Genomic DNA, 23562 nt, shown 5'->3' on the forward strand with positions numbered 1-23562 from the left:
ACCCCCCCCCCGCCCCCGACCCCCCCCCAACCCTAAGGGCATGTCTCAAAACAACCCACCCCCCGGAGCCGCCACCCCCGGAGCCGCCCCCGGCCACCCACCCTCCCGAAAGCCACCCCCACACAAACACCCCCCGCACAGAGACACCCCCACGCCACTGACCTGCGATTTCACCCCCATCCCCGACAATGGACAAGCCACCCCAGGCAGCGCACCAACCGGAAGGCCAGGCATGTCGGGAAACACACCGCACATCACCATCCCCACCTGGCTGACCAACAGCGTCACCGCGGCCCAAGGCGAGGAAGGCCGCCAGTGGCTGGCCACCCTCCCCACGAGGACGGCCGCCCACCTGGCCCGCTGGAACCTCACCCCCGAACGCACCCTGGACCCCGGCGGCAGCCTCAGCCTGATCACCTACGTCCACCGCGACGACCTCTCCCCCGCCGTCCTGAAGACCGGCCTGGTCACCCCCGAGACCGCCCACGAGCACACCGCCCTCACCCACTGGGCCGGCCGGGGCGCCGTCCTCCTCCTCGACGCCGACCCCGCCGAGGGCGTCCTCCTCCTGGAGCGTCTCCACGGCGAGATCCCACTGCGCTCACTCGCCGAGCCCAAGGCCAGGCTGGAGGCGACCAGCCTGCTCCACCGCCTCTGGGCTGAGCTCCCCGACGGGCCGTCCCCCTACCCCACCCTCACCAACCGGGTCGCCGACACCGCCGCCCGCCTCACCCGGCACCGCGACCACCCCGCGGCCACCGCGGCGCAGCCCCTGATCACCGAGGCCCTGGCGACGGCCGAGTCCCTGGCCGCCTCCGCCACCGAGACCTTCCTCCTCCACGGCGACTTCCACCACGGCAACGTCCTGGCCGCCGACCGCGCCCCCTGGCTGGCCATCGACCCCCGCCCGCTGGCCGGCGAGCGCGCCTACGACCTGGCCCGCCTCGTTCTGGACCGCGCCGACACCCTGCTCGGCTCCCCCGGCGCCCCCGCCGCCGTCCGCCGCCGGCTCCACCAACTCGCCGACGCCCTCGACGTCGACCAGGACCGCCTCCGCGGCTGGACCCTCTTCCGCTCCGTCGACCTGGCCCTGCGCGCGCTCACCGCCGGCCGCCACGAAGACGCCGAGCTCTACCTGGAGTTCGCCGGGCACGTCTCATAAAAGGACCCCCGAGCAGAAAGACCCCCGAGCCCACCCGCCCCCCGAGCCAACCCCGAGCTAAGCCCGCCCGCCCCCGAGCCCCCGCAACGGCAACCGCGCCCCCATGACCGCGTACAACCGGTCCGTCGCCGGAAACCGCACCGCCCGGGCCAAGTCCTGGTACCCCAACGCCCGGTACAGCCGCCGCGCCGGCGTCTCCGCGTCGATCGCCGACAGGATGCTCCGGTCCAGCCCCGACCCCTCGCACAGCATGCGGATCAGCCGGCTCCCGACCCCCTGCCCCTGGAACTCCGGCAGCACGTGCAGTTCGGTGACCGCGAACACCCCGTCCAGCCAGTCCCCGTAGCCGCGGGCGGTCAGGTACGGCTCGATGACCGTGCTCCACCAGTGCTCCCGCTGGTTCGGCATCCCGTACCCGAACCCGACCAGCCGCCCCCCGCTCATCGCCCCGAACGCGATCACCCCGGGCTGCTGAGCGTGCCGCCCCACGATGTGCAGCCGTACCGCGACCTCCTCGGGCGTGAGCCCGAACGCCACCGCCTGGACCTCCAGCGCCTGCGGCGCCCAGGCCGCAAGGTCGATGGCCTCGATCGTCACCCCGGTCAGCTGATCCATGCTCCGGACGTTACTACCAGCGGCCCTGCGGCGCGGCCGAAGATCAGAACCCAACCCCCCGGGAGCCGCACGACGACAAACGCCCGCCGAACCCCGACAGTGGCACCCCGGAACGGAGCGCTCAGAAGAGAACGCTCATGAACGCCCCGACCTCCCGGAACCCCACCCGCCGATACGCCGCCCGCGCCCGCAGGTTGAAGTCGTTGACGTACAGCGAGACCACCGGCGCCACCTCCCGCAGCGCGACGTCCAGCACCGCCGCCATCCCGGTCTCGGACAGCCCCTGCCCCCGGTACTCCGGCGCCACCCAGACCCCCTGGATCTGGCAGGCCCCCTGCGTCACCGCCCCGACCTCGGCCTTGAACACCACCTGTCCGTCGTCCGCGAACCGCGCGAACGACCGCCCGGTGGAGACGAGTTCGGCCACCCGGGCCTGGTAGAGGAGCCCCCCGTCCCCCGCCAGCGGCGACACCCCCACCTCCTCGGTGAACATCGCCACGCAGGCGGGCATCAACGCCTCGACCTCGTTGCGCCGCACCCTCCGCACCAGCGGATCCGGCGCGATCTCCGCCGACGGCGAGGCGGTCGCCAACAGCGGCTGGTGGCCCCGGACTTCACGGGCCGGCCCCCAACTGCGCTCCAGCAGCGCCCAGAAGGCGGCGGTCGACTCGGCCGGCCCCACGATCGAGGAGCAGCGCCGCCCCTGCCGCCTGGCCCGCTCGGCGAAGGCCGCGACGGCCACCGGTCCGGCGTTGACCAGGACGAGGTTCGCCCCCGCGTAGCAGAGGGCGTCCAGTACGCCGCCCCCGTCGTACCACCCCCACAGCTCCCCACCGAGCCGCCACGGGTCCAGCCCGACGGCCTCGACCCGGGTGGCGACGAAGGCGTTGGCGACCGGGTCGCGGTGGAGGATCTCCAGGGCGTCCGCGAGATCCGGGGGTTCCAGCACGCGGGTGGTGGCCAGGGCCCGGGCGGCCTGGAAGGAGCTGGGGAGAATCACACCTCGATCGAGCATCGAGACAGCACCTCACTGAGACGACTCTGGCCGCACCCTACTCCGTGGCCCCACCCGGCTACGGCCGCGGGGCCGTCCGCGAACGGACGGCCCCGCTTCCGGAAAACTGCGCTGCGGTCGCGTTCGGACCGGAAACACCCGATCCGAACGGTCACTCCGCGGCGACGACGGTCGGCGAACCGGCCTCGACGCCCTCCTCCTGCATCTGCTCGGCGAGCTTGAGCGCCTCCTCGATCAGGGTCTCGACGATCTTCGACTCGGGCACGGTCTTGATCACCTGCCCCTTGACGAAGATCTGCCCCTTGCCGTTGCCGGAGGCGACCCCGAGGTCGGCCTCGCGGGCCTCGCCCGGGCCGTTCACGACGCAGCCCATGACGGCGACGCGCAGCGGCACCTCCATGCCCTCCAGCCCGGCGGTGACCTCCTCGGCGAGCTTGTAGACGTCGACCTGGGCGCGGCCGCAGGACGGGCAGGAGACGATCTCCAGCCCGCGCTGGCGCAGCCCGAGGGACTCCAGGATCTGGTTGCCGACCTTGATCTCCTCGGCCGGCGGGGCCGAGAGCGAGACCCGGATGGTGTCGCCGATGCCCTCGGCGAGCAGCGCGCCGAAGGCGACCGCGGACTTGACGGTGCCCTGGAAGGCCGGCCCGGCCTCGGTCACGCCGAGGTGCAGGGGGTAGTCGCAGGCGGCGGCGAGCTGCCGGTAGGCCTGGATCATCACGACCGGGTCGTTGTGCTTGACCGAGATCTTGATGTCGCGGAAGTCGTGCTCCTCGAACAGCGAGCACTCCCACAGCGCGGACTCGACCAGCGCCTCCGGGGTGGCCTTGCCGTACTTCTCCAACAGCCGCTTGTCGAGCGAGCCGGCGTTGACGCCGATCCGGATCGGCACCCCGGCGTCCTTGGCGGCCTTGGCGATCTCGCCGACCTTGTCGTCGAAGGCCTTGATGTTGCCCGGGTTGACGCGCACGGCCGCGCAGCCGGCGTCGATCGCCGCGAAGACGTACTTCGGCTGGAAGTGGATGTCGGCGATGACCGGGATCTGCGACTTCTTGGCGATGATCGGCAGCGCGTCGGCGTCGTCCTGGGAGGGGACGGCGACCCGGACGATCTGGCAGCCGGACGCGGTCAGCTGGGCGATCTGCTGCAGCGTGGCGTTGATGTCCGAGGTGACGGTGGTGGTCATCGACTGCACCGAGACGGGGGCGTCACCGCCGACCGGCACGTTGCCGACCATGATCTGCCGGGAGTAGCGGCGCTTGGCCAGCGGCTTGAGCGGCAGGGACGGAATACCGAGCGAGATCGCGGTCATGTGCGCAGGGTTCCCCGGGGTTGAGGTGTGGTCGACCGCCCGGCCGTTGGGACGGCCGAGGCCGGGCGCGCGGACGATCGCGCACCCGGCCTCCACGGTACGGCACGGTCCGGGCGCCCAGCACACCCGCCGTACCCGAACGCCCTAGCTGATCTTCACAGGGTTCACCAGGTCGGCGACCATCACCAGCAGGGTGAAACCGATGAAGACGCTGGCCACGACGTATGCCACCGGCATCAGCCTGGCGACGTCGAAGGGGCCCGGATCGGGCCGCCGGAACAGCTGTGCGATCCGGCGGCGGACGGCCTCCCAGGCCGCGCCGGCGATGTGGCCGCCGTCCAACGGGAGCAGCGGCAGCATGTTGAACAGGAAGAGCGACAGGTTGATGCCGGCCAGCAGGTTCACGAAGAAGGCGACCCGCTGGGTGCCCGGGATGTCCAGCGAGAACACCTCGCCGCTGACCCGGGCGGCGCCGACCATGCCGATCGGCGAGTCCGGGTCGCGCGGGGCGTCGCCGACGACCGCGTTCCACAGCCCGGGGATCTTGCCGGGCAGGGCGACCAGCGACTTGACCCCGCTCTCGGCCATGGTGGACATCCGGTCGACGGACTGGCCGAAGCCCAGCTGGACCACCCCACTCGCCGGGGTGAATCCGAGGAACCCGGCCTGGACGGTCTGGCCCTTGAGCGGGACGCCGTTGCCGTCGTACTTCTGGACGTCGTTGACCGCGATGGTCGGGTTCAGGGTCAGCTGCGCGTCGCCGCGCTGGACCAGAACCGGCACGGTCTTGCCGGCCGACCGGCGGATGTCCGCCTGGAGCTGGTCGTAGGTGTGGATCCGGTCCCCGTCGAAGGAGAGGATCTTGTCCCCGGCCTTCAGACCGGCCTGGGCGGCCGGGGTCTGCGGGGCGCCCGCCGGGCAGTTGTCGGTGGGCTGGCCCGCCTTGACCACGCACTGGGCGACGGTGCTGACCGTCGGCACGTTCATCGAGACGCCGAAGCCCATCATGACGGTCAGGAACAGCCCGAACGCCAGGATCAGGTTCATGAACGGCCCGGCGAACATGACGATGATCCGCTTCCAGGGCTTGCGGGTGTAGAACAGCCGGTGCTCGTCACCCTCCTGGAGCTCCTCGTAGGAGGCCTCACGGGCGTCCTCGATCATGGTCCGCCAGGGCGAGCTGCTGCGCTTGGTGATCCGGCCGTCCTCGCCCGGCGGGAACATCCCGATCATCCGGATGTACCCGCCGAACGGGATCGCCTTGATGCCGTACTCGGTCTCGCCCTTCCAGCGGGACCACAGGGTCGGGCCGAAGCCGACCATGTACTGCGGCACCCGGATGCCGAACAGCTTGGCCGTGGAGAGGTGGCCGAGCTCGTGCCAGGCGATCGAGATGAGCAGCCCGATCACGAAGACCAGGATGCCGACCACCGTCAAAACCGTTGCCACCGCTGGCCCTCCGTCATGCCGCTCCGCTCATCGTCTCGTCGTACCGCGTTCCGCGACGCGACGGGGGTACCGCCGACGCCGCGGGCCGGTCCGTCAACCCGCCGCCAGCTCGCGGGCCCGGGCGCGCGCCCAGTCCTCCGCGTGCAGGACGTCCTCGACCGTCAGGGAAGTTCCCACCGCCGGCCCACCGTCGCGCTGTCCGTGCTCGGCCACGACCTTGGCAACAGTGTCCACGATTCCCGTGAAAGCGAGGCGACCCTTCAGGAAAGCCTCCACGCACTCCTCGTTCGCCGCGTTGAACACCGCCGGCGCCGTACCGCCCAGCGTGCCCACCTCGCGCGCCAGCTCGACCGCCGGGAAGGCCTTGTTGTCCAAGGGGAAGAACTCCCAGGTCGCAGCCTTGGTCCAGTCGCAGGCCGGGGCGGCGTCCGGCACCCGGTCCGGCCAGCCGATCCCCAGCGCGATCGGCATCCGCATGTCCGGCGGGCTCGCCTGCGCCAGGATCGAGCCGTCGGTGAATTCCACCATCGAGTGCACCACTGACTGCGGATGGACCACAACGTCGATCCGGTCGAACGGCACGTCGTACAGCAGGTGCGCCTCGATCACCTCCAGGCCCTTGTTGACCAGGGTGGCCGAGTTGATCGTGACGACCGGGCCCATCGCCCAGGTCGGGTGCGCCAGCGCGTCCTGCGGGGTCACCCCGGCCAGCTGCTCCCGGGTCCGGGTCCGGAACGGGCCGCCGCTCGCCGTCACCACCAGCTTGCGGACCTCCGCCCGGGTGCCGCCGGCCAGCGCCTGGAACAGCGCCGCGTGCTCGGAGTCCACCGGCACGATCTGGCCCGGCTTCGCCACCGCCTTCACCAGCGGGCCGCCCACGATCAGCGACTCCTTGTTCGCCAGCACCAGCACCCGGCCGGCCTTCAGCGCGGCCAGCGTCGGCCGCAGACCGATCGAACCGGTGATGCCGTTCAGCACCGAGTGGCACTCCATCCCGGCCAGCTCGGTCGCCGCGTCCGGGCCCGCCAGCACGGTCGGCAGCGGCCGACCCGCCGCCTTCGCGGCCAGCGCCTCGCGCAGCGCCGGCTCGGCCGCCGGATCGGCCACCGCCACCGTGTGCACGCCCAGCCGCAGCGCCTGCTCGGCGAGCAGCTCCACCCGGCCGCCGGCCGCCGACAGGGCGACCACCCGGAAGCGGTCCGGGTTGCGGAGCACCACGTCGATGGCCTGGGTGCCGATCGAACCGGTGGAACCGAGGATCACCAGCTCCCTGGGGCCGGAGGGGTCCGCCACGGTGGGCGTGAAACGCAGCTGCGGGTGGGCGAGCGAAGTCATGCGCCCATTGTGTCCTGTTCGCGACCCTCCCGGACGACAGGACGGCCGACGACCCTTCGCACTACCGTCGGAGCCATGCGTACCGTCATCGCCGGGGGCCACGGACAGATCGCGCTGAAGCTGGAACGGCTGCTCGCCGACCGCGGCGACCGCCCGGCCGGGATCATCCGCCGCCCCGAACAGGCCCAGGACCTCGTCGACGCCGGCGCCGAGCCGCTGCTGCTCGACCTGGAGTCCGCCACCGCCCCGCAGCTGGCCGCCCTGCTCGCCGACACCGACGCGGTGGTCTTCGCCGCCGGCGCCGGCCCGGGCAGTGGCGCCGCGCGCAAGAACACCGTCGACCGCGACGCGGCCGTCCTGCTCGCCGACGCCGCCGAGCTCGCCGGCGTCCGGAGATACCTGATGGTCTCCTCGATGGGCGCCGACGCGGCCGCCCACCACCCCGCCGACGCGGTCTTCGAGACGTACCTGCGGGCCAAGGGCGCCGCCGACGACGCCGTCCGCGCCCGCGCCGCGCTCGACTGGACGGTACTGCGCCCCGGGCGGCTCACCGACGGCCCCGGCACCGGCCTGGTCCGGCTCGCCCCCTCGGTCGGCCGCGGCGCCGTCGACCGGGCCGACGTGGCCGCCGTCCTGGCCGCGCTGCTGCGCGAGCCCGGCACCGCCGGGCAGACCCTGGAGCTGGTCGCCGGGAACGCCACCGTCGCCGAGGCCGTCGCCGCCGCGGCCGGACACAACGACTGAACACGACGCGGGGCCCGGTCCGCGAACGGACCGGGCCCCGCGTCAGGCGGCCTCCGTCAGTCGGCCGCCGTCCGTCAGCCTCAGAGGTCGAGGCCGGTCAGGACCATGACCTTCTCGACGGTGTAGTCGTCCATCGCGTACTTGACGCCCTCGCGGCCGACGCCGGAGTCCTTGACGCCGCCGTACGGCATCTGGTCGGCGCGGTAGGACGGCGCGTCGCCGATGATCACGCCACCGACCTCCAGCTCCCGGTGGGCGCGGAAGGCGGTCTGCAGGTCGTGCGTGAACACGCCCGCCTGCAGGCCGAACGGCGAGTCGTTGACGGCCGCGAAGGCCTCGGCCACGCCGTCCACCTTGTGCAGCGACAGCACCGGGCCGAACACCTCGGCCTTGGCCAGGATCGCGTCGGCGGGCAGCTCGGCCAGCACGGTCGGGGCGTAGGTCGCGCCCTCGCGGGTGCCACCGGTGAGCACCTTGGCGCCCTTGGCGACCGCGTCGTCCACCCAGGACTCCACCCGCTTGGCGGCGTTCTCGTCGACCAGCGGGCCGACGTCCGTCGCGTCGTCGTTCGGGTCACCGGTGACCTGGGCCTTGACCTTGGCCACGACCTTCTCCAGCAGCGCGTCGTACACCGACGCGTCGGCGATCACCCGCTGCACCGAGATGCAGGACTGGCCGCCCTGGTAGTTGGCGAACATCGCGATCCGGGTGGCGGCCCAGTCCAGGTCGGCCTCCGAGGACCAGTCGGCGAGCACCACGGCCGCGGCGTTGCCGCCCAGCTCCAGGGTGGTGTGCTTGCGCGGCACCGAGTCCATGATCTGGTAGCCGACCTTGTCCGAACCGGTGAAGGAGATCACCGGCAGGCGCCGGTCCTGCACCAGGGCCGGCATCCGGTCGTTCGGCACGGTCAGGATCGACCAGGAGCCGGCCGGCAGATCGGTCTCGGCCAGGATCTCGCCCAACACCATCGCCGACAGCGGGGTCGCCGGGGCCGGCTTGAGGATGATCGGGGCGCCGACCGCGATCGCCGGGGCGACCTTGTGGGCGACCAGGTTCAGCGGGAAGTTGAACGGGGCGATCCCCAGCACCACGCCGCGCGGGAAACGGCGCACCATCGCGAAGCGGCCCACACCGCCCGGGTCGGTGTCCAGCCGCATCGTCTCGCCGTTGGTGCGGCGCGCCTCCTCGGCGGCCCAGCGGAAGACCGACACCGCGCGGCCGACCTCGCCGCGGGCCCACTTGATCGGCTTGCCGTTCTCGGCGGTGATCAGCTGGGCGAGCTCCTCGGTGCGCTCGGTCAGCCGCTTGGCCACGTGGTCCAGGGCGGCGGCCCGCTGGTGCGCCGGGGTGGCGGCGAACACCGGCAGCGCGGCGACGGCGGCGTCCAGCGCCTCCTCGACCTGCGCCTCGGTCGGGATGCTGACCTTGCCGACCAGACGGCCGTCCCAGCTGTTGTGCACCTCGAAGTCGGCGTCACCGCTCGCCCGGCGGCCGGCGAGCCAGAAATCGTACGTGGCGGTCACCGTGGTACCGGCCCTCTCCTCGTCGTCGTACGGCCCACGGGCGTGGGACCCGAACCCGAGGGTAGGTGCGAGGGCAAGCCAACCGGATTGGCCGACTAGGAGCGTTCGACTCCGGGGCCACTCCACCGCGTCCAGGCGTGTGCTCTGTTCCGGTCTATTCCTCGCCGGAACGCAGTGCCAGCCACAGCTCCATCCGCACGTCGGTGTCGTCCAGCGAGCGGCCCAGCAACTCCTCGACCCGGCGCATCCGGTAGCGCAGCGTGTGCCGGTGCACCCCGAGGTCGGCCGCCGCCGCGTCCCACTGGCCGTGCCTCGACAGCCACGCCCGCAGCGAGGCCACCAGGTCACCACGGGCCGTCCGGTCGTGCTCGCGCAGCGGCCGCAGCAGCCCCTCCGCGAACGCCGTCACCGCGTCCTCGCCGAGCAGCGGCAGCAGCGAACCCGCGCCGACCTCCTCGTGGTCCACCGACCGGCGCCCACCGCGCAACGCCACCGCCAGCGCCCGCTCCGCCTGTGCGTGCGCCGTACCGGCGTCCTCCAGCGCGGCCGGCGCCGAGACGCCCAGCGACAGGCCCTCGTGCTCCTCCACCACGCCCAGGCAGGCCCGGTGCACCGCGCCGTTGTCCAGCGCCAGCACCATCAGCCGCGGCCCGTGCGCACCGTCCTCCCGCGCCACCAGCAGCTTCTCGCCCACCCGGGAACCCGCCTGCTCGGCCCGGTCGCCCAGCTCCGCGAGCGCCTCCGAGGCGTCCGCGTTCGGCCCGGCCCCGGCCACCAGGACCCGTATCGTCCCCTCCGGCATGCCGCCGAACAGCCCCACCGCGACCTGACGGGCCGTCGCCACCTCACCCGCCAGCACCATCCGCAGCAGCGCCGCGCCCATCCGCTCCTCGGCCTGCCGCAGCTCGCGCGAACGCTCCAGGGTGAGGGTCAGCAGCGCCACCGCCGCGTTCAGCACGTACCGCTCGGTCGGCGTGATCCGGTCCTCGGTACCGACCGCCAGGAAGCCCCGGGCCCGCCGGTCCGCCCCCAGCGACTGGACCACCACGTAGTCCTCGTCCGCCGTGTCTATCCCCGGCGCACGCCCCTGCAGCGCCGCACTCGACGGCGCCGGCCGCCGACGCAGCCGGTCCACCTCCGCCGCCAGGCGCCCCGCCCGGCGCGCCGCCCAGTCCGGAGCCACCACCGACAGCGCGCCCGACCCGTCGTACAGCGCCGCCCAGCCCCCCAGCCGCGCCGCCAGCCGACGCACCACGGCCGTCGTCCCGTCCTTGCCCAGCGCCGCCCGGGTCAGCTCCTCCTGCGCCTCGAAGCTGGTCGTCACCGCCTCGTACTGCTCCGCGGCCAGCGCCGCCGACACCACCTTGCTGATCGCGATGAACGGCGTCGGCTCCGGCACCCGCAGCAGCGGCAGCCCCCGCTGCGCCGCCGCGTCCACCAGCGGTTGCGGCACCTCGGTGTGCGACAGCCCCACCCCCAGACCCAGCCCGACCACCCCGGCATCGGCCAGTCGGTGCACGTACGCCTGCAGCTGCGCCGCCGTACGGCCCAGCTTGATACCGGTGGTGAGCAGCAGCTCGCCACCCTCCAGGAACGGGGTCGGGTCGTCCAGCTCGCTGGTGTGCACCCAGCGGACCGGCCGCTCCAGGTGGTCCGCGCCGGCGAGCACCGTCAGATGGAGCGAACTGTTGCGGACGACGGAGGCGAGTGTGGGGGGCATGGCACCTTCGAGGGATCGACCTGACCGCGCCATTGCGGCCGGGCGAGGAGAGGGACGTGGGACTGGTGAGGGTCTCTCCCCTTCATTATGGACGCCCCGGACAACCGGCACTGCCGAATCCACCTCGAAGGCGACTTACGCCCCGGCCTCTCCACAACCCCCGTCCCGCCGCTGTCCCGCCCCCGCCCCAACCCCGCCTCAGCCCCGCAGATCCACCAGCAGCGGCGGCACCTGCTCCCCCGACACCGCCGTCAACGACACCACCGCGTGCCCCGCCGGCAACGCGTGCGCCAGATCCGACGGCGACCACCGCAACCGCTCCACATCCCGGGTCGTCACCGACTCGGTCTGCGCCGTCGTACCCGACAGCGCCTTCCGCCCGAGCCGGCCGGCCCGCCTTATCACCCCGCCGGAGGTGTCGGGGGTGTGGGTCACCGCGGTCTCCTGCACCAGGTGCGTCCCCCAGGCCTCCGAGAACAGCCGCCCGTCCCAGGGCGCGATCCCCGGGAAGGCCATCCGGCAGCCGACCGCGCCGAACAGCGGCGCCCGCAGCGCCTCCGGCAGGTCCACCAGCGTCCGCAGCAGCAGCACCGCGCCCGCGTTCGCGCCGCGCATCCGCTGCAGGCCGCGCACGGAACCGGCGTCCAGGGCGGCGGAGGCGTCGTCCACCACCAGCCCGGCGAACAGCGAGCGGTCCTCGCGGGCGCCCGCCGCCTGCACGAACTGACCCACCACCAGCCGGGACAGCATCCGGGCGGCCTCCGGGTGGCTGCGCTCGGGCAGCTTCACCCGCACCCGCAGCGGGTGGTCCAGCACCCGCATCGCGAACGGGGGGCGGCCGGTCCCGTCGGTCGCGAAGGCGCCCTCGAAGGCGGGCCGGTCCAGCAGCGCCAGCCGGTCCGCCAGCAGGGCCCCGGGATCGTCCGCCCGGCCGCGCTGGCGCTCCCGGTGCTCCAGGTCCCGCTCGTACACGGCCAGCCGGCCCGCCGCGCCGAGTCCCTTCACCAGCGCCGCCAGCGCGTCCGGCTCACCGCCCAGCAGCGCCCGCAGCTCGCGCACCCCCGGGTAGCGGCCGTACGCGGCGTGGAAGGGGCCGACCACCTGCTGCAGCGCCGTCCGGGCGTTCTCGGCGCGGGCGGTCAGCTCGTCCGGTAGCAGCGCCTCGGCCAGCCGGGCGGCGGCCTCGTCCGGGTCCTGCGCCGCGCCGTACAGGTCCAGCCCGTACACCGAGGCCGGGTCGCCGGGGGCGATCACCACGTCGTACCAGGCGTCCGGGCCGAGGTCGACGTCCGCCGCCCCCACCACCACCGCGCACGCGGTGCCGGCCAGCGCCTGCAGGCACAGCGCCTCGGCCACCGGCCGGGCCAGCCGCGCGGTCTTCCCCGTCCCGGCCGGGCCGACCGCCAGCAGCGAGGTGCCCAGCACCGCCGGGTCCAGCGCGAAGCCGGCCGCCCGGTGGCTCAACGGGTTCTTCGGCACGTCCTGGGCGACGCCCAGGCAGACCTGACCGAGCAGCAGATCGTGCCGCCGTGCCCGGCCGGGCAGTTCGCGCGTCTCGGAGGGGTGGGCGAAGGCCGCGGCGCCGCGGGCGGCCACCTGCTCGCTGAACGCGGGCACGAACACCGGGTCCGCCTGCGCGGACTCCCATGCCCGGTGGATCCGCACGAAGTCGACGTCGCCCACCGCTTCGGCGTCCAGCCGCGCCGCCGCCTCGGCCGCCCCGCCCCGGCGCAGCCCGTCCCACGGGTCCTGCCTACGGGCGGCCTCCGCCGGCGCGCCGTCCTCCTCGGCAGGCTCCTCCCGGGTCACTGTCCGGGACAGTAGCGGGGCGGCGTAGCGACGCCACACCTCGGGCCAGCGGCCCATCCGGCCGAAGACCTTGATGACCACGCCGATCACCAGGGCGTTCGCCACCAGGAGGGTGAACATGGCCTCGGACTCAGATGGCGAGGCGAGCGGGCCGATGCCCGTCTGCCCGCCGAACCACACGAGCACGTACATGAGGAGCTGCGTGCCGTAGAGATACGCGAACCACCCCACCACCACGTTGAGCGCCGCCCGCAGCAGCAACGGCCAGGTCGGGACCTTGGCGGCCTCCGCGCGTTCCGGGTCGATGCGACGGTAGCCGAGCCGGTAGACGCCGGGTTCGGCCTCGGGGCGCGGGGCGGTGGCCCAGTCGGCGATGTCGAAGGCGGGCCCGCCGGGCCGTTGGTGGGGCAGGGGGGTCGGGGGTCTGGTGGTGGTGCGCTCGCCGTGGTGGTGTGACCCGTGCTGTGCCATGTACGGCCCCGCTCCCTCGCCCGCCCGGCCCGACCGCCGTCGGTGCCGCCATACCCATGCCGCCGTACCGGCGACACGCCCGCGCTCAGGGTAGTGGAGCGGGACCTGCGGGTAGTCGTGCCATCCGCGCTGGCCGTGCCGGACAAGTCGGATGGCTCAGTGCTACCGAGTGGCGCATGCCCGGTCGGGGAGGGCGGCCTTAGCCTGCGAAGCACCGAGCCGAGAAGTCTGGAGATATCCCATGAGCGCCGTAACGCCGCTCCCGCAGGAGCGCCGCCTGGTCACCGCGATCCCGGGCCCGAAGTCGCAGGAGCTGCAGGCCCGCAAGCTGGGTGCGGTGGCGGCCGGCGTCGGCACCACCCTGCCGGTGTACGTCACCCGTGCCAACGGCGGCGTGCTGGAGGACGTGGACGGCAACTCGCTGATCGACTTCGGCTCCGGCATCGCCGTGACCAACGTCGGCAACAGCGCCGAGGCCGTGGTGGCCAAGGCGAGCGAGCAGCTGGCCGCCTTCACCCACACCTGCTTCATGGTGACCCCGTACGAGGGTTACGTGGCCGTCGCCGAGCAGCTGAACGAGCTGACCCCGGGTGACCACGAAAAGCGCACGGCGCTGTTCAACTCGGGCGCCGAGGCGGTCGAGAACGCGGTGAAGATCGCCCGCGCCTACACCAAGCGCACCGCCGTCGTGGTGTTCGACCACGGCTACCACGGCCGCACCAACCTGACCATGGGCCTGACGGCGAAGAACATGCCGTACAAGCAGGGCTTCGGTCCGTTCGCCCCGGAGATCTACCGGGTGCCGGTGGCCTACCCGTACCGCTGGTTGACCGGCGCGGAGAACTGCGCCGCCGAGGCCGCCGCGCAGGCGATCGACATCATCAACAAGCAGATCGGCGCCGAGAACGTCGCGGCGATCATCATCGAGCCGATCCAGGGCGAGGGCGGCTTCATCGAGCCGGCCAAGGGCTTCCTGCCGGCCATCGTGGAGTACGCGAAGGCGAACGGCATCGTGTTCGTCGCCGACGAGATCCAGACCGGCTTCTGCCGCACCGGCCAGTGGTTCGCGTGCGACGACGAGGGCATCGTCCCGGACCTGATCACCACCGCCAAGGGCATCGCCGGCGGTCTGCCGCTGGCCGCGGTGACCGGCCGCGCCGAGATCATGGACGCCGCGCACGCGGGTGGCCTGGGCGGCACCTACGGCGGCAACCCGGTGGCCTGCGCCGCCGCGCTGGGCGCCATCGAGACCATGAAGGAGCAGGACCTCGTCGGCAAGGCGCAGCGGATCGGCGAGGTCATGCTGGGCCGCCTGCGCTCGCTGCAGGAGAAGTTCGACATCATCGGGGACGTCCGCGGCCGCGGCGCGATGATCGCCGTCGAGCTGGTGAAGCCGGGCGGCAAGGAGCCGAACGCGGAGGCCACCGCGGCCATCGCCAGGGCCTGCCACGCCGAGGGCCTGGTCGTGCTGACCGCCGGCACCTACGGCAACGTGCTGCGTTTCCTGCCGCCGCTGGTCATGCCGGAGCACCTGCTGAACGAGGGTCTGGACATCATCGAGGGCGCGTTCGCGCTCCAGGGTGTCACCGCCGCCTGATCCAGGCGCCACCTGCCCGCCGGAGGGATGTCCGGACAGCGCTGAACGGCCCGTGGGGACCTCTGGTCCGCACGGGCCGTTCGGTTCGTACGGGCCCGGTGCGGCGGTCGGGCATGATCGACGGGACGGCCCGGAGGTTGCCCAGGGCAGGGTGAAGATGATGTGCGGAATCGCTGAAGGCGCTCGGCGTGGAAGGGCGGTTGACGTAGTGTCATCGCAGATGGACAGCGAGCCTCAGCCATTGGCGGAGCCGCCCGCGGAGCCACCCCCAGGGGCGGGTCCGCGTGGGCGCCGCGAGGACAACCAGGCCGCCCCGCGAGGGTCGGCGCATACCGAAGGCCGATCGACCGACCGTCCGACCCACACCCCCCGGGGCGCACGGAACGGCGATCATCAGAGCCGCCCCGGAGCTCTCCCCCCTGCTCCGGGGCGGCTGTCCGCTGCCCTGGGCCGGGCCGCCCGTTCGACGGCGGTGCCGGTGGTGGCGGCGGTCGTGCTGCTGGTGGTGTCCTGGCAGGTGGCGGCGGACGGGCCGCTGCTCGGGTTGGACCGCTCGGTCCGCCGGGCGGCGCGGGCGGCCCACCCGAACGCCCTGCTCGACCCCCTCGGCCATCTGCTGTCGAACCTGGGCAGCGCCGTGCCCGCCGTCCCGGTGCTGCTGGCGGCCGGGGCACTGGCCGCCTGGTGGTGGCGCCGGGCGGGGGCGGTGCGCTGGTGGCTGCCGCTGCCGGTGGCGGTGTTGACCTCGGGGCTGATCCCGCTGCTGGTGGTCCCGGCGAAGGCGGCCTTCGCCCGGCCGGGCCCGCTCGGGGATGCGCTGACGCCGGGGCAGTGGGGCTGGTACCCGTCCGGGCACACCGCGACCGCGACGTTCTCGTACGGGGTGGCGGCGCTGCTGCTGGCCCGGGCGGCGGGGCCGCGGACGGCCCGGGGGCTGACGGCGGGTGCGGTGCTGCTCGCGCTCGGGGTGGGCGCGGGGCTGGTGTGGAGCAACTTCCATTGGACGCTGGACGTGGTGGCCAGCTGGTGCCTGGCGGCCCTGGTGCTGTGGGCGCTCGACCGGTGGCTGCCCCGGCCGGGTGCCCGAAGGCCTCAGGCCTCGGGCTCCTCGTTGCGGTGAACGAGGCCGGCCTCGCCGTTGTCGCGGTGCCACTCGACGACGAGTTCGTCGCGGGCGCCGAAGCGGACGAGGTGGCGGCCGACCACGTCCTCCAGACCGGGCAGGTTCTCGCGCTCGCCCTCGACGGTCAACAGCAGGGCGTCCGGCTGGGCCTCCAGGGTGGCGGTGCCGGCGGCGAAGACCAGGGTGCCGCGGCCGGTCTCCGGGGAAAAGGACGTCTCGATCTTGCGGCTCATGTGGGCGGCGAGCTGCTTGGCGTAGCGGGCGGGGCGGTCGGTGGCGACGCGCGCGGTGGAAACGGGCATGGGCCCTCCAGGGTCGGGGAGAGAACTTAGGGTCCCCTCACTGGAAGCTACGCTAGCCTAGATGCTGAGCTAAGCTCAACATATTTCCCCGATCGCCCTCCGCCGCCCGCCGCAGGCCCCCGACCGGCCGATACCCTTGGCCGGACGCCAGCCGAGGAGACCGCCGATGACCACCACGCCGACCGACGAACCGGCGGACCCCTCCCCCGCCCCCCGGCCCGGCTCCCCGGCCGGCGCGGCCGAACTGGCGGACGCGATGACCAGGGCGATCAAGCGGATCCGCCGCCAGACCGGCTGGCGGCTGGAGCCCTACGGCATCACCCCCGGCCAGGCCCGGGCGCTGCGCACCCTCGCCCATGCGCCCGGCTGCGAGACGCCGGACCACGCGATGCGGCTGAGCGACCTCGCCGACAAGCTGCACATCGCCCCGCGCTCGGCCACCACCGTGGTCGACGCCCTGGAGGAGGCCGGACTGGTCGAGCGCAGCCCCGACCCGGCCGACCGGCGGGCCGTGCGGCTGCTGCTGACCGAGGCCGGCCGGGCGGCGGTGGAGCGGATCGGGCAGGTCCGGGACGAGGTGGCGCAGGAGTACTTCGGCGAGGTCAGCCCCGAGGACGAGGAGGTGCTGCTGCGAGTGCTGCGCTCCGCCGAGGCCCGCTTCCTCGCAGCCGGGCCACCACGGCGCTCGGCAGCCCCGGGCGCAGCGCGGTGATCCCGATCCCGGCGATCACCAGCAGCGCGGCCGCGCCGGCCAGCGGGCTGACCCGTTCGCCGAGCAGCAGCCAGGCCGAGGACATCCCGAACACCGGCACCAGCAGCGAGTAGGGCGCGACGGCGGTCGCGTCGTAGCTGCGCAGCAGGTAGCTCCAGGCGACGAAGCCGAACAGGGTGGAGACCAGCCCGACGTAGCCGATCGCGCCGAGCCCGCCGAGGGTGATCCCGCGCAGCGCGCGCAGGGTCCGCGTCCGGCCCCTCGACCAGCAGGGACAGGCCCAGCAGCGGCAGCGGCGGGACGGCGCTGACCCAGACCATCCAGCGCAGCGCGTCCGGCGGTGCCGCCCTGCGGGTCAGCACGTTGGACAGGCCCCAGGCGACGGCGGCCAGCACCACCAGGGCGAAGGCCCCGAGCGGGCCGCCGAGGCCCTGGTCGAACGCGCTCAGGGCGATGCCCGCGAAGGCGATCCCCAGGCCGAACAGCCGCTGCCCGCCCGGGCGCTCACCCAGCAGGGCGGTGGCGAACAGGGCGGTGAAGCCTGCCTGGCCCTGGAGCACCAGGGAGGAGAGGCCGGCCGGCATCCCGGCGTGCATGCCGAGGAAGAGCAGCCCGAACTTGACCACCCCGAGGACCAGGCCGACCGCCAGCACCCAGCGCCGGGCCACCTTGGGCGGGCCGATGAAGAAGACCGCGGGCACGGCGACCACGGCGAACCGCAGGGCGCAGAAGAGCAGCGGCGGGAAGCTGTCCAGGCCGACGTGGATGAGGACGAAGTTGAGGCCCCACACGGCGGCCACCAGGACGGCCAGGGCGATGTGACGAGGGCTCATGCTGCTCTTGCCGCCCAGGGCGGCGGGTGTTGCGGTCATGGATGGAGCATGGCGACGGATGACCTTGTAGCACCAGCGATGAATACTGAAGAAAACACTTTAGGATCGCTGCATGATGGATCTGGGGCGCCTGCGGGCGCTGCACGCAGTGGCGGTGCACGGTTCGGTCGGCGGGGCGGCGGCCGCGCTCGGGTTCACGCCCTCGGCGGTCTCGCAGCAGATCGCCAAACTGGAGCGGGAGACCCGGACGGTACTGCTGGAGAAGCAGGGCCGGGGCGTGGTGCTGACCGACGCGGCGCGCGAGCTGGCGACCACCGCGCAGGCCGTGCTGGGGCTGGTTGAGCAGGCCGAGGTGCGGTTGGAGGAGCAGCGCGGCCAGGCGGTCGGGCGGCTGCTGGTCGCCGCCTTCCCGTCCGGCGCACGCGGGCTGATGCCCGGGGCGTTGGCCGAACTGCGGCAGCGCTGCCCGGAGCTGGACGTACGGCTGCTGGAGAGCGATCCGTACCCGGCGGCGGAGCTGGTGGCCCGGGGCGAGGTGGATCTGGCTCTGGTGCAGGACTGGCCGACCGTGCCGCTGCCGGTGCAGGAGGGGCTGGCCCGGCTGGACCTCGGGACGGACCCGGTGGACCTGCTGCTGCCGGACGGGGACGAGCTGGCGGCGCTGGACGCGGTGCCGGTGGAGCGACTGTGCGGGCAGCGCTGGATCAGCATGCCGCCGGGCAACATCTGCCACGACTGGCTGGTCCGCACCCTGCGTGAGGCCGGTGAGGAGCCGGACGTGCGCTACCAGGTCGGCGAGTTCGAGACCCAGATCGCGCTGGTCGCGGCCGGTCTGGGGATGGGCCTGGTGCCCCGGCTCGGCCGGGGCCCCCTGCCGGCCGGGGTGGTGGCCCGCCCGGTGGCCTCGCAGCCGAGCCGACGGGTGTTCGCGCTCTGGCGGGCCCAGGCCTCCCGGCGGCCGGCGATCACCGAGGCGCTGGCGGCGATGCGGGAGTGCTGGAGCCGCCTTCCGGGATAGCCGGCGAAGCCGGGGGTCAGCTGGCGAAGCCGATGACCAGCCACATGAAGCCGACCCCGGCGACGGTGCACAGCAGGGTGCTGCGCGAGGGGTGCGGGCTGTGCGCCTCCGGGAGGATGTCGGAGGTCGCCAGGTAGAGCAGGAAGCCGGAGAAGAAGCCCAGGTAGAGGCCGAGCAGGTGCTCCGGGATGGTGAAGGCCAGGGTGATCGCCGCGCCGGAGACCGGGGCCAGCGCGTCGGCCGCGAGCAGGGTCAGCGCCCGGCGCCGGTTGTGTCCGTACAGCCGGGTGATCGTGTAGGTGTTGAAGCCGTCTGCGAAGTCGTGCGCGACCACCGCGATGGCCACCACCGTGCCGACCGTGGTGCCGGCCTGGAAGGCGGCGCCGATCGCGAAGCCGTCCATCACGCTGTGCCCGACCAGGGCCAGCGCGGCGGTCAGCCCGATGCCCTGGGCCCCGGCGTGGTGGGCGTGGCCGTGGTGGTGGCCGTGGGTGTGCTCGGCGTACTCGCCCTCGTGACCGCGGTGGATGGCGACCGCGCGCTCGACCACGTGGATGGTGAGGAAGCCCACCGCGAACATCAGCAGCGCCTGCGGCACGCCGTGCACTTCTCCGGGCGCCTGGTGGATGGCCTCGGGCAGCAGGTCGAAGGCGACCACGCCGAGCATCAGGCCGGCCGCGAAGCCGAGCACCAGGTGGCGGCGGTCTCCAGTGCGCTGGGCGACGAAGCCGCCGATCAGCGTCATCAGGAACGCCCCGGCGGCGACCAGGACGGCGGTCATCGGGTCGCCTCCCGCGCCTGGCCCGCCGGATGGCCGGTGCCGCCGTGTGCTCTGCCGAGCGCTGTGCCCATTCCTCTCCCCCTGGGGTCCGCCCGTGGTCGGGCCGACCGCCGACCGTACCGGACGACCGTTCGACGGTGATCGCCCGGGGGGGGGTGCCGGGGCCGATGGGATCCGGTCCTCAGCCTCGGTCCGGGCCCGGCGGGGCGCCCGCCGGGTGGCCCGTCGGGGTGAACTCCGAGGCCGGGCAGGGCGGGTCTTCCGGGCCGGGGCATCTTTCGGGACCATCTGGTCCGTCGGGCCCGTCGGCCCGTCAGAGGCCGGCGACCCGTCAGAGGCCGGCGGCGAGCGGCAGGCCGAGGTGGGTGCGGGCGAGTTCGCGGACGCCGTCGCCGTCGATCAGGTGGATGTGCCGGTGGCTCTCCTCGGCGGTGAGGTCCAGGGCGTCGTCGGCGAAACGGCCAGTGGTCAGCCGCAGGCCGCGTTCCGCGGACTCCTCGGTGACGGCCTCGGCCAGGGTCTCGATCTGCTCGGCGGTGACCGGTGCGACGCCCCGCGAGGCCCAGACCACCCAGCGGCCGGGCAGCGAGCTGCCGGGGGCACCCTCGCCCGTGGCGACCAGCCCGGCCGGGCCGCGCAGCCGGACGCTCCACTCGGCGAGCCCGCCCCGGATGAGCAGGTCGCGCACCAGCTGGGCGAACTCGTTGGCGGACAGGTCGAGCGCGGCCGGGACGGCGGCCCCGGCCTGGGCGGCCGGCTCGACGACGGCGCGGGCGTACGGGTCCGGGGTGACGGCGGCGTCCAGCTGGCGCAGCCGGACCAGGGCCTCGTCCTGCTCGGCGTCGGCGTAGACGCCCTCGTCGTCGCGTTCCTCGTACGGCGTCTCCGGCGGCAGCAGCCGGGTGCGGGCCAGCGCGTCGCGGTCGGCGTCCACACTGAGCAGGCAGAGCGGCTCGGCCGAACCGGGCTCGCGCAACCAGCCGTTGAGGACGACACCGGCGAGTATCTCGTCGGTGTCGACGGCGTCGGCGGCCTGCAGGGCGCGCAGCGCGAGCCGGGCGACCAGCCGCAGGTAGTCGGTGGCCCGGTCCGCGGGCGGACGCGGCACCGGGACGATGTCTCCGTCGGGGGCCAGCCGGTAACCGGTGAGCGAGGGCACCAGGTCGAGCGGGGGCAGGTCGAGGTCCAGCACGGCGGTGCGGGTGAGCGGGCGGAACACTGCCCGGCAGGGGGCGGGGAGGTCCTGGGTGGCGGTCTCGGCGGCGGCCAAGGCCCGTTCCAGCAGCGACTCCACGGCGGCCGGCTCGGCCAGCCGGTAGGCGCGCCGGCACTCCTCCAGGCTCTCGTTGTACTCGCGCACCGCGCGGGCGCGGGCCTCCTCGGCCGCCTCGTGGGCGCGCCGGGACTCGTCGGCGGCCGGGCGGCCGGCCTCGGCCCGGCGGGTGCGCCACTCGCGCAGGGCGCGCTGGTGGGTCAGCCGGGCCTGGGCCAGTTCGCGCTGGTAGCCGGAGTCGAGCAGGCGGCGGGACGGACCGCTCTCCGGGTCAGCCGCGGCCGGTTCGGCGGGGGCGAAGTCCTCCCAGCGGGGCTCGGACTGGTCGGCGGCGGCCGGGCCGTCGGCCGGGTAGGGGCGGGGTTCGTAGTGGCGCAGCTGACTCTCGAAGTCCATGGCCGAGACGGGCAGCGCGGCCCGCCGCAGCAGGTCGGTCAGCCGGTCGTGCTCGGCCTGGACGGTGAGTGTGCGGTGGTGGGTCAGGGCGGCGGCCCGGGCGTGCGCGGCGATGCCGTCCCCGGGGTCGGTGGAGCCGGGGGCGGTGGAGCCCGAGGTGGACGAGCCGTCACCCGGATCGCCGATCGGACGGCCGGGTGTCGGGCCGGGGACGGACGGGCCGTCACCCACCGCCGCCTCGCCGGGGCGGCCGGGTACGGCCCGGCCACCGGCGGGGTCGCCCGGTTCCGGACCTTCGTCGACGCCGAGGTCGCGGAAGACCGAGGCGAGGAAGCCCGGTTGGGGAAACTGGACGGTGGCGGCGCCGTCCGACTGGCCGTCAGCTGAGTACTGCATCGGTCGTCGTTCCCCCATGCTCGTCCGGCGCCTGCCCGGGGCGGCCGGCCGGCCCGCGGCCCCGCCCCTGCCGGACATTGTCCACCGAACGGGCTCAGCGGTCAGCCAAGCCGGTCAGTTGGTCCGGGTGTTGGTCAGGTGCAGACCGATGTAACCGACGTAGATCCGGCCACTGCCGGAACAGTCGTCCAGGTAGTGCAGCCGGGGCGCGGTGCGGCCGCCGCCGATCCGCAGGTGCGCGCCCATGAACGCGCGCCGGGAGGCGTCCACGTGTTCCGGGACCGGCAGCATCCGTTCGCGTTTCCACTTGGTGTGGCTGAACACCGTCCGGGACTCGCCGCGGACCGCCTTGCGGGGCGGGAAGCGGTGGCAGCCGTCCGGGGTGTGCTCGCACCACTGCTTGAAGTCTCCGCCGGCCGCGCCGCGCACGGCCGCCTCGGCGTACTCCTGCAGGGCCGTCAGACCGTCCCAGGCGAGCCGGGCCCAACCGGCGCCGGCGCATTGGAGTCCGTCCAGGGCGAGCGCGGCCTTCTGGTCGCCGGTGAAGGTGAGCAGCGGGAACTCACCGAGCCGGGCCATGAGGTCGGTGAAGGTCTCGGGCTTGCCGACCCACCCGAAGGGCTGGGCGGCGGAGCGCTGGCCGACGGCCGGGCCGGAGCCCGGGGTGGTGCAGTGGCGGCCGGCCAGGCCGCGGGCGCCGGTGCGCAGGCGGCCCTCGTGGCCGTCCCGGGTCTGGCCGCGGTCGCGGTGTTCCAGGCGCAGGGTGCGCCGGACCCGCTCCAGTTCGTCGGCCCTGGCCTGCTGCTCGGCGCGGTCCTGCTGCTCCTCGCGGGCGAACTCGGCCAGTTCGGCGGCCACGTCGGCAGCCGTGTCGACGGTCGCACCGGCGCTCGTGACCACGGGATGGTCGGCGGCCGGGCGGAGTTGCGGCGGCGGGACGCGCAGCACCGGGACGGCCGCGAGCGGCGGCGGCAGCGGCTGGTCGGCGGCGAGGCGGCGCGGCTCGCGGGCGAGCAGGCCGGCGGCACGGCGGAGGTCCTGTTCTATTCGGCCCCGGGCGAGCACCGGATGCCGGGCGCCGTCCTGCCGGGAGGCCGGGTCGACCTCGGGCAGGTAGGTGCGCACCGCCCCGCCGTACACGGTGTGGTACTCCAACGCGACGTTGAAGCCGGTGCGGGCGCCCGGGTCCAGCACGTAGGCGGTGGCGAGGCCGGGCAGCTGCCGGCAGAGCGGGCGGACCACGTCCTCGACCCAGCGGTCGAGCGGGAGGTTCACCGGGACGCTGGCGACCACGGTGGGCAGTCGGCGCTCCGGGTCGCACAGCTCGTCGATCAGGGCGTCGACCTCGTCGGCCGTGATCACCCGGGGTACGGGGTGGACGGCGGCCGGGCCGTCGCTGGCGTCGAGCAGCGGGAGCAGGGTGCGGGCCAGCTCGGGCACCGGCACCCGGCAGGGAGTGCGCACACCGCTGCCGGTGCTGTGGGTCTCGGCCTCCAGCCGGAACCAGGTGCGGCCCTCGGCGCCGGTGGCCACGGTGAGGGTGAGCTGCCGGGTGCCGTGCGGGGCCGGGGTGCGCAGGCGGCGGCGGTCGTAGCGGCCGGCGCCCGACGGGCCGCGCAGCGGGCCTCGGTCCCGGTCCAGCAGGACACGGTCGCCCAGACGGAGGCGTTCGGCGGCGAGGGACGTTCCGGCGGAGGCCGGTCCGGCGGGGGCGCGGTGGGCCGGCGGGGGCTCCTCGCAGCCCTCCTGCTTCAGCCAGGAGGCGAGCTGCTCGTCGGCCAGGGCGACGGCCTCGGCGTGCGGGAGGGTGGTGGTGACGGTCATCCGGTAGGGCGTCGCGGGGCCGCGGGGGCCGGGTAGGTCGGCACCGGCGGGCGACGGCGAGCGGTCTGAGGTCATGCGCATACCTCCGTGGTGCGGGGTGGGGTCTGGTGTCCTCCATCGATGGTTTTCGTCCGGTTCGGCCGGATCCTTGC

General features: G+C 74.0%; 19 protein-coding genes and 1 pseudogene. 6 read left to right on the forward strand and 14 right to left on the reverse strand.

Going from position 1 to position 23562, the window contains the following annotated elements; translation table 11 throughout:
- Positions 1 to 232 precede the first annotated feature (232 nt).
- Positions 233 to 1162 (forward strand): aminoglycoside phosphotransferase family protein, encoded by a 930-nt coding sequence (locus tag ACGF12_RS32935; protein ID WP_393038347.1) that lies wholly within the window; start codon positions 233 to 235, stop codon positions 1160 to 1162.
- Positions 1163 to 1219: 57 nt separating this feature from the next.
- On the opposite strand, the gene ACGF12_RS32940 is transcribed toward ACGF12_RS32935, so the two are convergent.
- The 5 genes from ACGF12_RS32940 to dxr all read right to left on the reverse strand — a co-directional run bounded on the left by ACGF12_RS32940 (position 1220) and on the right by dxr (position 6888).
- Positions 1220 to 1777, reverse strand: coding sequence for a GNAT family N-acetyltransferase (locus ACGF12_RS32940; protein WP_393038350.1), 558 nt, complete (start codon positions 1775 to 1777; stop codon positions 1220 to 1222).
- 121 nt (positions 1778 to 1898) lie between these two features.
- A complete protein-coding gene (locus ACGF12_RS32945; RefSeq protein WP_393038352.1) occupies positions 1899 to 2792 on the reverse strand; it encodes a GNAT family N-acetyltransferase in 894 nt (297 codons plus the stop codon).
- 151 nt (positions 2793 to 2943) lie between these two features.
- Positions 2944 to 4104, reverse strand: coding sequence for a flavodoxin-dependent (E)-4-hydroxy-3-methylbut-2-enyl-diphosphate synthase (gene ispG / locus ACGF12_RS32950; RefSeq protein WP_380614920.1), 1161 nt, complete (start codon positions 4102 to 4104; stop codon positions 2944 to 2946).
- A gap of 144 nt (positions 4105 to 4248) precedes the next feature.
- Entirely contained in the window at positions 4249 to 5553 is a 1305-nt protein-coding gene (locus ACGF12_RS32955; RefSeq protein WP_393038355.1) for a M50 family metallopeptidase, read from the reverse strand.
- Between the two features lie 93 nt (positions 5554 to 5646).
- A complete protein-coding gene (gene dxr, locus ACGF12_RS32960; protein ID WP_393038358.1) occupies positions 5647 to 6888 on the reverse strand; it encodes a 1-deoxy-D-xylulose-5-phosphate reductoisomerase in 1242 nt (413 codons plus the stop codon).
- Positions 6889 to 6963: 75 nt separating this feature from the next.
- Between dxr and ACGF12_RS32965 the strand changes: the two genes are divergently transcribed.
- Positions 6964 to 7632: an NAD(P)H-binding protein gene (locus ACGF12_RS32965; RefSeq protein WP_393038361.1), complete on the forward strand. Its 669-nt coding sequence runs from the start codon at positions 6964 to 6966 to the stop codon at positions 7630 to 7632.
- 80 nt (positions 7633 to 7712) lie between these two features.
- Here the strand turns inward: ACGF12_RS32965 and ACGF12_RS32970 are convergent, their stop codons facing one another.
- From ACGF12_RS32970 to ACGF12_RS32980, 3 genes are all read right to left on the reverse strand, one after another.
- The gene (locus ACGF12_RS32970; RefSeq protein WP_393038364.1) at positions 7713 to 9155 is read right to left on the reverse strand and encodes an aldehyde dehydrogenase family protein; all 1443 of its coding nucleotides are present in this window, start codon (positions 9153 to 9155) and stop codon (positions 7713 to 7715) included.
- Positions 9156 to 9309: 154 nt separating this feature from the next.
- Positions 9310 to 10875: a PucR family transcriptional regulator gene (locus ACGF12_RS32975; RefSeq protein WP_393038367.1), complete on the reverse strand. Its 1566-nt coding sequence runs from the start codon at positions 10873 to 10875 to the stop codon at positions 9310 to 9312.
- Between the two features lie 198 nt (positions 10876 to 11073).
- Positions 11074 to 13155 carry an ATP-binding protein gene (locus tag ACGF12_RS32980; RefSeq protein ID WP_393038370.1) on the reverse strand — a complete coding sequence of 694 codons (2082 nt, stop codon included), beginning with the start codon at positions 13153 to 13155 and terminating at the stop codon, positions 11074 to 11076.
- 241 nt (positions 13156 to 13396) lie between these two features.
- On the opposite strand from ACGF12_RS32980, the gene gabT reads away from it, so the two are divergent.
- Positions 13397 to 14752 carry a 4-aminobutyrate--2-oxoglutarate transaminase gene (gene gabT / locus ACGF12_RS32985; protein ID WP_393038373.1) on the forward strand — a complete coding sequence of 452 codons (1356 nt, stop codon included), beginning with the start codon at positions 13397 to 13399 and terminating at the stop codon, positions 14750 to 14752.
- Positions 14753 to 15233: 481 nt separating this feature from the next.
- Positions 15234 to 15872 (forward strand): phosphatase PAP2 family protein, encoded by a 639-nt coding sequence (locus tag ACGF12_RS32990; RefSeq protein ID WP_393038376.1) that lies wholly within the window; start codon positions 15234 to 15236, stop codon positions 15870 to 15872.
- On the opposite strand, the gene ACGF12_RS32995 is transcribed toward ACGF12_RS32990, so the two are convergent.
- Entirely contained in the window at positions 15845 to 16177 is a 333-nt protein-coding gene (locus ACGF12_RS32995) for a DUF2218 domain-containing protein (protein ID WP_387621986.1), read from the reverse strand. The genes ACGF12_RS32990 and ACGF12_RS32995 overlap by 28 nt on opposite strands.
- Before the next feature lie 166 nt (positions 16178 to 16343).
- On the opposite strand from ACGF12_RS32995, the gene ACGF12_RS33000 reads away from it, so the two are divergent.
- Complete coding sequence (locus ACGF12_RS33000) at positions 16344 to 16889, forward strand: MarR family winged helix-turn-helix transcriptional regulator (RefSeq protein WP_393038379.1); 546 nt, start codon at positions 16344 to 16346, stop codon at positions 16887 to 16889.
- Here ACGF12_RS33000 and ACGF12_RS33005 read toward each other — a convergent pair.
- Positions 16780 to 17133, reverse strand: coding sequence for an EamA family transporter (locus tag ACGF12_RS33005; RefSeq protein WP_393038406.1), 354 nt, complete (start codon positions 17131 to 17133; stop codon positions 16780 to 16782). The two genes, ACGF12_RS33000 and ACGF12_RS33005, sit on opposite strands and share 110 nt — an antisense overlap.
- 259 nt (positions 17134 to 17392) lie before the next feature.
- Positions 17393 to 17761: pseudogene (locus tag ACGF12_RS33010) on the reverse strand (EamA family transporter); the annotation flags it as partial.
- Between the two features lie 73 nt (positions 17762 to 17834).
- On the opposite strand from ACGF12_RS33010, the gene ACGF12_RS33015 reads away from it, so the two are divergent.
- Positions 17835 to 18740, forward strand: coding sequence for a LysR family transcriptional regulator (locus ACGF12_RS33015; protein WP_393038382.1), 906 nt, complete (start codon positions 17835 to 17837; stop codon positions 18738 to 18740).
- A 16-nt stretch (positions 18741 to 18756) separates the two neighbouring features.
- Here the strand turns inward: ACGF12_RS33015 and ACGF12_RS33020 are convergent, their stop codons facing one another.
- The 3 genes from ACGF12_RS33020 to ACGF12_RS33030 form a co-directional block, all read right to left on the reverse strand.
- On the reverse strand, positions 18757 to 19521 hold the full coding sequence (locus ACGF12_RS33020; protein WP_393038385.1) for a ZIP family metal transporter: 765 nt from the start codon (positions 19519 to 19521) through the stop codon (positions 18757 to 18759).
- A gap of 331 nt (positions 19522 to 19852) precedes the next feature.
- Positions 19853 to 21586: a restriction endonuclease gene (locus ACGF12_RS33025; RefSeq protein ID WP_393038388.1), complete on the reverse strand. Its 1734-nt coding sequence runs from the start codon at positions 21584 to 21586 to the stop codon at positions 19853 to 19855.
- 114 nt (positions 21587 to 21700) lie between these two features.
- Positions 21701 to 23485, reverse strand: coding sequence for a hypothetical protein (locus ACGF12_RS33030; RefSeq protein ID WP_393038391.1), 1785 nt, complete (start codon positions 23483 to 23485; stop codon positions 21701 to 21703).
- Positions 23486 to 23562: the final 77 nt, after the last annotated feature.

This window comes from Kitasatospora sp. NPDC048296 (assembly GCF_043201815.1).
Lineage (GTDB): Bacteria > Actinomycetota > Actinomycetes > Streptomycetales > Streptomycetaceae > Kitasatospora.

Excerpts from the sequence above, each read along its gene's own strand:
- ACGF12_RS32935 (WP_393038347.1), top strand. The coding sequence starts at position 233 with ATGTCGGGAAACACACCGCACATCACCATCCCCACCTGGCTGACCAAC.
- ACGF12_RS32940 (WP_393038350.1), bottom strand. The coding sequence starts at position 1,777 with ATGGATCAGCTGACCGGGGTGACGATCGAGGCCATCGACCTTGCGGCC.
- ACGF12_RS32945 (WP_393038352.1), bottom strand. The coding sequence starts at position 2,792 with ATGCTCGATCGAGGTGTGATTCTCCCCAGCTCCTTCCAGGCCGCCCGG.
- ispG (WP_380614920.1), bottom strand. The coding sequence starts at position 4,104 with ATGACCGCGATCTCGCTCGGTATTCCGTCCCTGCCGCTCAAGCCGCTG.
- dxr (WP_393038358.1), bottom strand. The coding sequence starts at position 6,888 with ATGACTTCGCTCGCCCACCCGCAGCTGCGTTTCACGCCCACCGTGGCG.
- ACGF12_RS32965 (WP_393038361.1), top strand. The coding sequence starts at position 6,964 with ATGCGTACCGTCATCGCCGGGGGCCACGGACAGATCGCGCTGAAGCTG.
- ACGF12_RS32975 (WP_393038367.1), bottom strand. The coding sequence starts at position 10,875 with ATGCCCCCCACACTCGCCTCCGTCGTCCGCAACAGTTCGCTCCATCTG.
- ACGF12_RS32980 (WP_393038370.1), bottom strand. The coding sequence starts at position 13,155 with ATGGCACAGCACGGGTCACACCACCACGGCGAGCGCACCACCACCAGA.
- gabT (WP_393038373.1), top strand. The coding sequence starts at position 13,397 with ATGAGCGCCGTAACGCCGCTCCCGCAGGAGCGCCGCCTGGTCACCGCG.
- ACGF12_RS32995 (WP_387621986.1), bottom strand. The coding sequence starts at position 16,177 with ATGCCCGTTTCCACCGCGCGCGTCGCCACCGACCGCCCCGCCCGCTAC.
- ACGF12_RS33000 (WP_393038379.1), top strand. The coding sequence starts at position 16,344 with ATGACCACCACGCCGACCGACGAACCGGCGGACCCCTCCCCCGCCCCC.
- ACGF12_RS33015 (WP_393038382.1), top strand. The coding sequence starts at position 17,835 with ATGATGGATCTGGGGCGCCTGCGGGCGCTGCACGCAGTGGCGGTGCAC.
- ACGF12_RS33020 (WP_393038385.1), bottom strand. The coding sequence starts at position 19,521 with ATGACCGCCGTCCTGGTCGCCGCCGGGGCGTTCCTGATGACGCTGATC.
- ACGF12_RS33025 (WP_393038388.1), bottom strand. The coding sequence starts at position 21,586 with ATGCAGTACTCAGCTGACGGCCAGTCGGACGGCGCCGCCACCGTCCAG.
- ACGF12_RS33030 (WP_393038391.1), bottom strand. The coding sequence starts at position 23,485 with ATGACCTCAGACCGCTCGCCGTCGCCCGCCGGTGCCGACCTACCCGGC.